The sequence below is a fragment of the Flavobacterium sp. 28YEA47A genome (genome assembly GCF_041262125.1).
GTDB lineage: Bacteria > Bacteroidota > Bacteroidia > Flavobacteriales > Flavobacteriaceae > Flavobacterium.
In genome coordinates this window covers 208671-218630 of sequence record NZ_JBGCCI010000009.1, presented here as the reverse complement: position 1 = coordinate 218630, position 9960 = coordinate 208671, and the positions used below count along the sequence as shown (strand labels likewise).

3 protein-coding genes and 1 pseudogene are annotated in these 9960 nt (G+C 40.3%); 1 reads left to right on the top strand and 3 read right to left on the bottom strand.

What is annotated here, in order from left to right; translation table 11 throughout:
* A pseudogene (locus ABH942_RS14205) lies at positions 1–240 on the top strand (hypothetical protein); the annotation flags it as partial.
* Positions 241–245: 5 nt separating this feature from the next.
* On the opposite strand, the gene ABH942_RS14200 reads toward ABH942_RS14205, so the two are convergent.
* The 3 genes from ABH942_RS14200 to ABH942_RS14190 form a co-directional block, all read right to left on the bottom strand.
* Positions 246–2117, bottom strand: coding sequence for an OmpA family protein (locus ABH942_RS14200; RefSeq protein ID WP_370033071.1), 1872 nt, complete (start codon positions 2115–2117; stop codon positions 246–248).
* Positions 2118–2136: 19 nt separating this feature from the next.
* Positions 2137–3069: a type IX secretion system membrane protein PorP/SprF gene (locus ABH942_RS14195; protein ID WP_370033069.1), complete on the bottom strand. Its 933-nt coding sequence runs from the start codon at positions 3067–3069 to the stop codon at positions 2137–2139.
* 65 nt (positions 3070–3134) lie between these two features.
* Positions 3135–9938, bottom strand: coding sequence for a choice-of-anchor J domain-containing protein (locus ABH942_RS14190; protein WP_370033067.1), 6804 nt, complete (start codon positions 9936–9938; stop codon positions 3135–3137).
* Positions 9939–9960: the final 22 nt, after the last annotated feature.

Here is a 9960-nt window from a genome sequence, read left to right as displayed (position 1 = left end):
CACTATCCACTATCCACTATCCACTATCCACTATCCACTATCCACTATCCACTATCCACTATCCACTATCCACTATCCACTATCCACTATCCACTATCCACTATCCACTATCCACTATCCACTTTCCACTTTCCACTTTCCACTTTCCACTTTCCACTTTCCACTTTCCACTTTCCACTTTCCACTTTCCACTATAAAAAAAGGGAAGCTTTACAGCTTCCCTTTTTTTATTCACTTTAGAAAAATTATCTCTTGATAATCAAGAATTCACTTCTTCTGTTTTTAGCATGATCTTCTTCTGTACATTTCTCTTTGCAATCCACTTTAGGTTCGCTTTCGCCATAACCTTTTCCAGAAATTCTGGATTTGTCGATTCCTTTAGAAATAATATACTGAACCGTTGATTTTGCTCTTCGGTCAGACAGGTTCATGTTGTAAGCATCGCTACCTCTGTTATCGGTGTGACTCTTAACCATGATAACCATCTGGTCGTTGTTTTTCATTACTTGAACAAGTTTGTCTAGCTCAAATGCACCTTCTTGTGTGATGTTACTTTTGTTAAACTCGAAGAAAATCTCTTTCAAGACAACTTCTGTCGGTGTAACAATCACATCGATAGGCTGTAATTCAGCATTAACATTTACGATTCCACCGTTAGTTTTAGCAACAGGGAACACATTACTTTCATATCCGTCTTTTGCCACCTGAAGTGTATAAGCTCTGTTACAATCTACACTGTAAACCACTTGTCCGTCAGCAGCAGTAGTTCTTGTTTCGATGACATTTTTCTTATCGTCAAGAATAGCAACTCTAGCATCAGATAAGATTGCTCCAGTTTTAGCATCCTTAACAATTGTAACTACTTCTACACCACAAACCGGAGTTGCCAGGTAGATATTATCATGACCTGTTCTGTTACTAGAGAAGAAACCGATATTCTTAGTAGTATTAAAAGTAAACGCGAAATCATCTTTTGATGTGTTTACCGGAGCACCAACGTTAATAGCATCTGTTTTCTTGTTTAGGTCAATTACAAAGACATCCAAGCCTCCAAAACCTTTTCTTCCGTCAGAAGCAAAGAACAATTTGTTGTCATCTGTTATGAAAGGGAAACTTTCATTTCCTTCAGTATTTATTTTAGGCCCTAGATTTTCAGGAGTCCCGAAACCTCCGTCAGCATTAACTGCAACTTTCCAGATATCATTTCCGCCAATAGAACCAGGCATATTAGAAGAGAAGTAAAGTGTTTTACCATCTTTGCTAATACTTGGATTACTTACAGAATACTCCTTACTGTTAAATGGAAGTGATTTTACATTGCCCCATTTATCACCTTCTTTGGTTGCTTTAAACAAATAAACCTGCCCGAATTTAAGTTTTTTCGATTTATCCTTTTCGAAATCGCCTTCTTTAAAACTTTCGCTGGCAAAATACATCGTATTTCCATCAGAAGAAATCGAAGCTGGTCCATCGTGGAATTTTGTATTGATTTCAGAAACAGGCACAGGCTCGCTGAACGTTCCGTTAGCATTGTAAGTAGATTTGTAAAGATCCAGAAACGGCTCTTCATTCCATCCGTAAGTCTTTCTTGACTTGTTTCTTGCACTTGCAAAATACAATGTATTGTCATTTGTCAATACAGCACCAAAATCAGATTGGTCACTATTAATATCCAATGACTTCTCATCGTATAGTTTAGTCTGGCTTTTTAACTTTGGAAGATAGTTTGGATCTTGTTTAAATGCCACTGCTCTCTGGTCGTTTGGAGCCATACTTGCAAATTTCTGCATTTGTGCGTTTGATTCTTCGTACTTTCCTTCAGCTTTTAGCATTTGAGCATATTTGTAATATGTTTCAGCATCTTGCTTTTCCTGCGTTGCTTTAGCATACCATTTGATAGCTTCCTTGCTGTTAAAAACATTATAATAGCTATCGGCCAATTGCTTATAAACATAATTATCAGCCTTACCTTTATCTACGAGCTTCAGGTATTCATTTGACGCGTCAACATATTCGAATCTATTGAATAGTTTGTCGGCCTTTTCGGTATCTTTATTTTGTGCTGATAGTGTCATACTAGCGATCACAAAACTTAATGTAATATATAAATTTTTCATTGTCTAGGTCGCTTTTAGGTTAGAAATATCTTGGTGAACGTGATACCTTTTTCGGGAAATTCAAATCAAATAACAATATAACCTCGTGAGAAGCCGGAGTCGTTACTTTCAGGTCAGAAATGATTCTGTCATAAGCATAACCAATTCTCAGGTTTGGAGTAATTGCATAGTTAACCATTCCTCCAAAAGAGTCGTCCAATCTATAAGTCGCTCCAATCTCAAACTTTTCATTGAATAAAAAGTTAGTCGAAACGTCAAATGATACGGGTGCATTAAAAGCTGACTTAATCATTGTAAATGGTTTAAATTTGATATTATCTGTCAATTGGAACACATAACCTCCCGTTAAGAAATAGTGTTGTGTTTCCTCACCATAGTGTCTTTCTTGTCCATCTCTCCTAACATTCAAATGCTTTGATTTAAGCATGTTTGGAACCGACAAAGCGATATAATAATTATTTGTATAATAGAAAAAACCTGTTCCGATATTGAAAAAAGTGTTGTTGCTATCTTGAGAGAAAGCCTCGTCACTCGGATCAGGTAGCGTTCCATTAATATCTGAAAACAAGCCTATTTTTTGGAAAGTAGCACCTGCCTTAATTCCTAAGGCCAAACGATGCTCTCCACCAAGATTTAAAGTATATGAGAAATCTCCATAAACGTTTTGTTCTTTAACAGGACCAATTTCGTCAGAAATCACAGACAAACCCAAACCTACGTTCTTTCCGGCAGGAGAGTGTCCTGAAAAAGTAAACGTTCTTGGAGCGTCTTCGATTCCTTCCCATTGCTGTCTATACAATAATCCAAAAGACAGATTTTCTTTTGAACCCGCATAGGCTGGATTGATCACGTTCATATTATACATATACTGCGTATAATGCGGATCTTGCTGCGCTTCTACATCAACAAAAACCGACAGTGTTATCAGTGCGGTGAAAAGTATTTTTTTCATTGGTTTGATTTTTTTATAGTATCAAAACACTGCCCGCCTTTCAGCAGGCAGTGTTTTTGACATATCTATTTTGTTTGTCTATTGATTTGAATCCATCCTGTTTTAGAAGGTACACCGCTACGCTCTATTACATAATAGTAGGTTCCGTCAGGTAACTCTTTGTCTTTGTTAGACTGACCTCTCCATTGATTAGTATAATTCGTACGACTGTAAACTTCCGTTCCATAGCGGTTAAAGATACTTAATTTCTTCACATTGAAACCAGCAAGATCAAAATAATCATTTTTACCATCATTATTTGGCGAAATACCTTTCTGGATGTCACAGAAAGTACTTTCAACTCTTACCTCTTTCACATTCTGACAACCTGTAGCTGTGCTCATAGTTATCGTGAACGTCATTGGATACTGAGGTTGCCCTGAAAGGTTGGCAACATATTGCGAAACATTAAAGATATGGCTGTTTGTTCCAACCGGAACACCTAGAGCATCTTTCCATACGAAAGTATAGCTTGGATCTGAAGGTTCAGCAATAAGAACATATTCATTGTTTCGACATTCGTCAGTAACAGTAATATCAAATGTATTCTCAATAGTCACAGAATATGGAGACTCTGATCTGCTACGGCAAAGTGCCGGGTCAGCTTCAATTATATACTTAATCACATATGTTCCTGGTGTACTTGTGCCTGGCATAAATTCACCTGTAGTAGGATTAACATTTAGCCCTGTACTAGGTTCAACGGTAAATCGTCCACCGGCATCAAAAGTACCAGTTGGCAATTGCCCTACTTGAACACCACCTGAGCAGAAACTATCATCAGCATAACCAAAGCTTGTTACCGGGTTAATTGCCGCAGTAATTACGATAGTTGCATTCTCTGTTCCTCCTGCTTTACATTCTGCAGGAACCGCTGGCACTAGATAGTTAATTGTATAACTACCTGGCTGTGTATTTGCCAGATTGATTTCTCCTGTTGAGATATTCACAGAAACGTTAGGATCTGTTGATGTGAACTGTCCGCCTGTTGTAAATCCTGCTGCCAATATAGGCATTGGATTTGTTGTAGCGCTCTTACAAACTGGTGTTGTATAATTGAACGCAACTACTGGCTGGATAGTAGTACCTGCTATAGTTATTGTGAACTGACCTGTCTTATCATCCGTACAGTTTGTAATTGCAGGAGTTACTGTATAAGTAATAACATAGTCACCCGCAGTTGCTCCGTCAAGAGTAATTACACCTGTAGCCGGATCAATTGGCAATCCTGGAGAAATCGAATAGCTACCGCCTGTCGTAAATGTAGCAGCCGTTACCGGTGTCGGACTAATAGTACCTGAAGGACAAACCGGTGTTGGATATGTGAAATCAGTATCGATTTGATTTACTCGTACAGTAAAATCTAAACTTTCATCACAACCCGTTGTAACTTTCACGCTGTAAGTTCCTCCATCAGCTGCCGTCGCGCCAGTAATATTGAATGTAGATCCTGTCTGGCTGGAAACAGTTCCATCAGGCAATGTCCATTCAAAATCAGCATCAGCAACATCAAAGTTTGTTGCCTCTACAGTAATTGTAGTAGAATCTCCTTCACAAAGTATCCTGTCTCCTGTTACCGTAAATTCTGGCAATGCAAGGTTAGGCTTGATTTCAAACTGTCTTGTTACGAAACATCCGGTTGAGATTTTCTCAATTCTTACAAAAACTGGAATATCAACAGTAGTAATAACAGAAGTGATTCCTGGAGTAGATCCGTCTTCAGCTTCAGCTAATGTCAAGTAGTAAGATATTTCGTAATCTGTAGCATTTGCAACACCATCAAGAATTACAGGAGTGTTAACAGTCACATCAAATGGATCTGTAGTTCCTGTACATGCTTGCAAATCTCTAGGGTTGTTGATTGGGAAATCATCAATTTTTATTTTTATATCAATGAATTTACGTGTTGGTGGTACTGTAGGATCACAACTTGGGTACAATGCCTGAGCTGTCATTTTTGTTTCTCCAGTTACACAAACATTGATATCAAGGTCATTACTATAGAATGCATCATCTTTTAACCATGAGAAGATAACATTGTTTGCATTACCTGCCGGTGTAAATCTCCATGCTTCATTTTGAGTAGTCCATGCACCTGTATTTCTACCTGGTGGTGTATAACCTACCGTTCCGTTAGCATTTTGGATTCCGATTACACCTGATCCAGTATTATGTGCTCCACAAGAAGGTCTGTTTTCGATATATATATCAATGATGTTACTTCCTTCATATAATACAATCTGGCTCGTTTGAAGACCATTTGCCTGATTACAGTTATAAAGACCTAACTTATAAATATTCATTACGAAAGCTCTACAAGGAGCTGTTCCCAATACGGTATAATTTATAGAACGGTCTGGAGGAGATGCTGCAGGGGCAGTTGTTCTAGGATCAAGATCCTGCATAACACCAAAAATAGCATTGACATAAGGTGGAGTTGTAATATTTGCCGGGTTATTTGGAACCGTTGTGTTATATTGCCATCCGGTTGCACCTAATGCACTATAACGTCCACCTGGGACTAAACCAGCAATACTAAATGTAATAGCACCGTTATCACCCACTAATAATTTGTCATATGAATTACCAAAGAAGCAGAACTTAAATGGTAAGGTCACAAGAGGCGACCATTTATCATCAGTGTCAATTTGAACTGCACTACCTGATGAGAATGGGAATGGAGGTCTGTAATCAATTCTATCTACTGTATAAATATTCGTAGCTAATGTCTGATAGTATGTAGCTGATAAATCAACACATGGATCATTCGGACAAACAACAATTTCCGGATCTCCCAAAGAAACATCAATTCCTTCAACATCAACACTCAAACATCCAGGAGAATTGTAGATTGTGAAAGGGAATGGACCTGACCAATAGCTATAGCTACCATCAGCACACACCGCTCTAACATAATATTCATATGGAACTGCCGCAACTAAATCACGCACGTTAACTTCTGGACGAGTTCCAGGAACCACAGTACCGTTAACATTTCCAGGATAGTTTAATGGTGCCGGAGCAACCACATATTCCCATCTTGTTTCTGCTCCTCCCGGTGTCCATGACAAACGTACGGAACTTCCTGAAGTTTGTTCAACAGCAAGGTTTGTAGGATAAGGACAAGTAATAGGAGAACAGAATGGCATACCTGCATACAATTGTGTGTTGTAAGCTCCAATTCCTGGTGGTTTTGTAAATACTACATCTCCATAAAAATTAGTTATCGAAACACCAACCTGACCAATATTGCCAGCAGTAGAATTATCCCAACGTAGTATATATTGTACGCCCGGACATAAAAGAACCTGTTGCGTAGTACTGGCGCTTCCTGATGGAGGACCTGTTAAAGTTGTTACAAGCAAACCGTTTTGGTAAACGCTCATTGTACTTCCCCAACCGTTAGATGCTGTATCTGTCATTGTAAAAGTAATAGGACACAAGTCAGCCGTTTCACAAAGAAGCGTTCTGAATACGATTGGTCCTACCCACTGGCTCACGTTTGGATCAGCACATATTGCTCTTACATATACTTCATACTGGCTTCCTGGTACTAAAGGAGCACCTGTAACCGTATTAGTGTTTGCAAGGAAGTTTATGTTATTTGTAGTAACAGCACCTGCAAATGTAGCCGATGGAACTCCTGTTCCGATTGGCTGTACCGCTACCTGCCATTGTGTTTCCTGATATCCAGGTGTCCAAGATATTTGTGCAGAAGTTGATGTGATGCTACCTGTCACAACTGCCATATCCATAGGATCCGGACATGCTGGGATTGGCTCAAACACTACATCATCAATAAAGATCTTGTTTGCGTTATTTGTTCCTGGTGGAACACGGAAAGCAATGTTTACCAAAGTTGGTGAAGCACCGCCTTCTCCTACAAGATTAATGATACGCTCTTTGTAAGCTGTATTTGTCAGACTACCTGTCCATAACGGCACTGCATCAAAATCAGCCGGAGCAATTCTTCCTCCTCTTGAAATTCTGATTTCAAGCGTATTTGCCGCTGTAGCACTCGCTACTTTATATTTATAACGTAATCTATAGTTTTGTCTTAAATCTAATACTGGTGAAATTAACCAGTCGTCGTTATTTGTACCGTTATTAGGAGTAAAAGTAGCCGCTTCATTACCTTCAAAAGGAGTAGCCGTATCATCCATGTTCCATGTGTTAGTACCCAGAACACTTAATACAGACCAGCAAAGCTGTCTTGTCGAGTTGCTATTGAATCCTTCAGAATAAGGAACCGGTATTGGTTCGCAAGCAGTTGTAAACAGGAATGGTCCTACCCAACGGCTAACATCTAAAGGAGAAGTTGAACAAACCGCTCTTACATAATATTCGTATTGTGTAGCCGGGTTCAATGCTGGACCTGCTCCGCCTGTTCCATATCTATCACCATTTCCTAAATTCACAGCTCTAGGATCATTATATGCAGGAACACCCGCAGCTGGTCCTTGAACGACTACCTGCCAAGCAGAAGCCCCTCCTAACGCAGGTTGTGTCCAGAATAATTCTGCACTCGATGTAGTTTGTCCTCTAACTCCCTGGTTAGTAGGAATACCGCAGGATACCGCTGTTCTGAAAGTGTACGGACCTACCCATGCACTTGTTCTGTTTGGACCACAAATAGTTCTGAGATAGAATACATATGGAGTATCTGATGCCAATCCGGTTTGCGGATTAGGACGAACTGTAGTTTGTTGCCATAGAGGATTAGCTCCAACAGCAGCAGTATTACTAGGCGCAACAGCTATGTCTTGTCTATCCAAATAAATTTCCCACTCCGTAGTTGGTCCTGAAGGAAGTGAAGCCGGCGTCCAAGTCAGAGTAGCTCCACTAGCTGTAATTCCTGTTGCTCCCAAGTTGATTGGAGGAGGACATTTTGGGAATTCGCAATCTACCATTTCCGTATGCAGTGGCGCAGTACCTGGTGCTCCAGTACCTGCTGTTTTTTGATATAATAATTGTCCGAATGAGTTCTGGACAACAATTCCTACACTAGCCTGTGCTGTACCTCCAGACACCCATACCAGTTCAAACGGAATACCGTTACATAACGGAACCGGAACCACTAAAGAAGTACCCGATGTAAATTGTGGCCCTAATACCTTAACAGTAATACCGTTTTGTCGCACATGCATCACGGCTCCTTGCCATCCGTTAGTACCGGTTAGCCTGAAATTATGGATACATTGCGCATTTGGCAAAGTAGGGTCACATATTGGTGTAAAGAATTCGAACGGACCTGCCCATGGGCTATAAGTCGTGCCACCTGCCACACACAGTGCTCTTACCCAATATTGGTAAGCAGTAGAACCAACTATTGGAGCTCCTGCAAGAGTAGTAGAAAAATCTCTATTAGTTGTTACTTGCGCACCATGCACACCAAACCCAGGAATTGAAGCTCCTGCTGGCTGAATAGCAACCTCCCAAGTATCATAAGCAGGGTCAGGGTTATTCCATGCTAATGTTACTTGAGATTGTGTAATTGTTGGCGCACTTAAGTTAGTAGGTGCCGGACAAGTTACATATTGCAACTCTAAATAGTATCCTACCGTTTGTGTAGCACTTGTAGAAGAAATAACAACAATATAGGTCTGTCCTGCCACAACGTTTATCGCAGGAATTATTCTTGTACCGCTACCGGTGTTTGCCACACCCGCAATACAGCTTACTCCTACGTTAGCACAACTGTTGTATACAAATACACCGGAATTTGGTCCGGTTGGTGTCATTATAACTCGGATATCTCCGGTTGTTGGGGCCACGAAAGAATAAAACACTTCGTTACCCGTCATATAGTTTGTAGTCGCTGGAACGGCTCCACAGCCGGTACCTTGAGCTACGTCAGTCCTGTCATTTGAGTTGGACGTATTATTATTGGTAGAATACGGTATACCCGGCATCACGATAGGATCCGTACACGTTTCTCCCAAAGCAGCCGTCGTAAAGAAATAAGGTGCTGTCCAGTCACTCTTATTACTAGCAGAACAAACTGCTCTTATATAATATTTGTAATTAGTGTCTGGGGTTAATCCATTAATTGTATAGGTCAAACCTGTTACATTAATAATTGTACCTTGTTCCATTGTTTGGTCATCACGAACAACAATTAATTCGAAGTCATTAGCACCTCCTGTAGGAACATTCCAGGTAAGTATTGCATTGGTCATATTAATGGTAGGTGCCTGCATGTTTATAGGCATCTCACATTTTTTAGAAACACGCACATCATCAACATACCAACGGTCACCACCTAAGGCAGCTGTTGGCTGTGTAAAGACACGAACAAAAGCAATATAAACCTGTTCACCAGCATTATAGCCCAATGCTTTCAGGTTAACTGTTTTTTCGTCCCAGCGTGGCGTGGTACCATCAACTTGGTAAATCCCATCAGGGTTTAATTCCGGCTCGGTCCAGTCTTCAGCTAAAGTATAAGCAGCCAAATTTCCTTGACTACCATCCCTTGAAACGCGAACCTCATAGATGGTTCCCTGATCCTGATTCAGGAAGGCTCTGGTTAAAAATTGGAGCTGGGCATTTTCAGGAAGGGTGATCCGAGTAGTGGTTAGCCAATCTCTCGAAGTGTTCCCTTGGCCGATTTGGTAATTCTGTATAAAAGCAGAATTAGGGGCTGAAGCTGAAAAGTTTGGCTGTGTATTGACCAGCCAATACCTTGGATTAGCTCCACCTCCAACGTTAAATCGATCCCAGCCCGTTGGGAGTGCGGTTGACGTACCTCCATCAAAATTCTCTGTCAGGCCTTGCCCATAGGCGACAAGAGAGATGAAAAAGGTAAGAAGTAATAACGTAATTTTTTTCATAAAATGAAAAGTTTAGGTTGTT

Excerpts from the sequence above, each read along its gene's own strand:
- ABH942_RS14200 (WP_370033071.1), bottom strand. The coding sequence starts at position 2,117 with ATGAAAAATTTATATATTACATTAAGTTTTGTGATCGCTAGTATGACA.
- ABH942_RS14195 (WP_370033069.1), bottom strand. The coding sequence starts at position 3,069 with ATGAAAAAAATACTTTTCACCGCACTGATAACACTGTCGGTTTTTGTT.
- ABH942_RS14190 (WP_370033067.1), bottom strand. The coding sequence starts at position 9,938 with ATGAAAAAAATTACGTTATTACTTCTTACCTTTTTCATCTCTCTTGTC.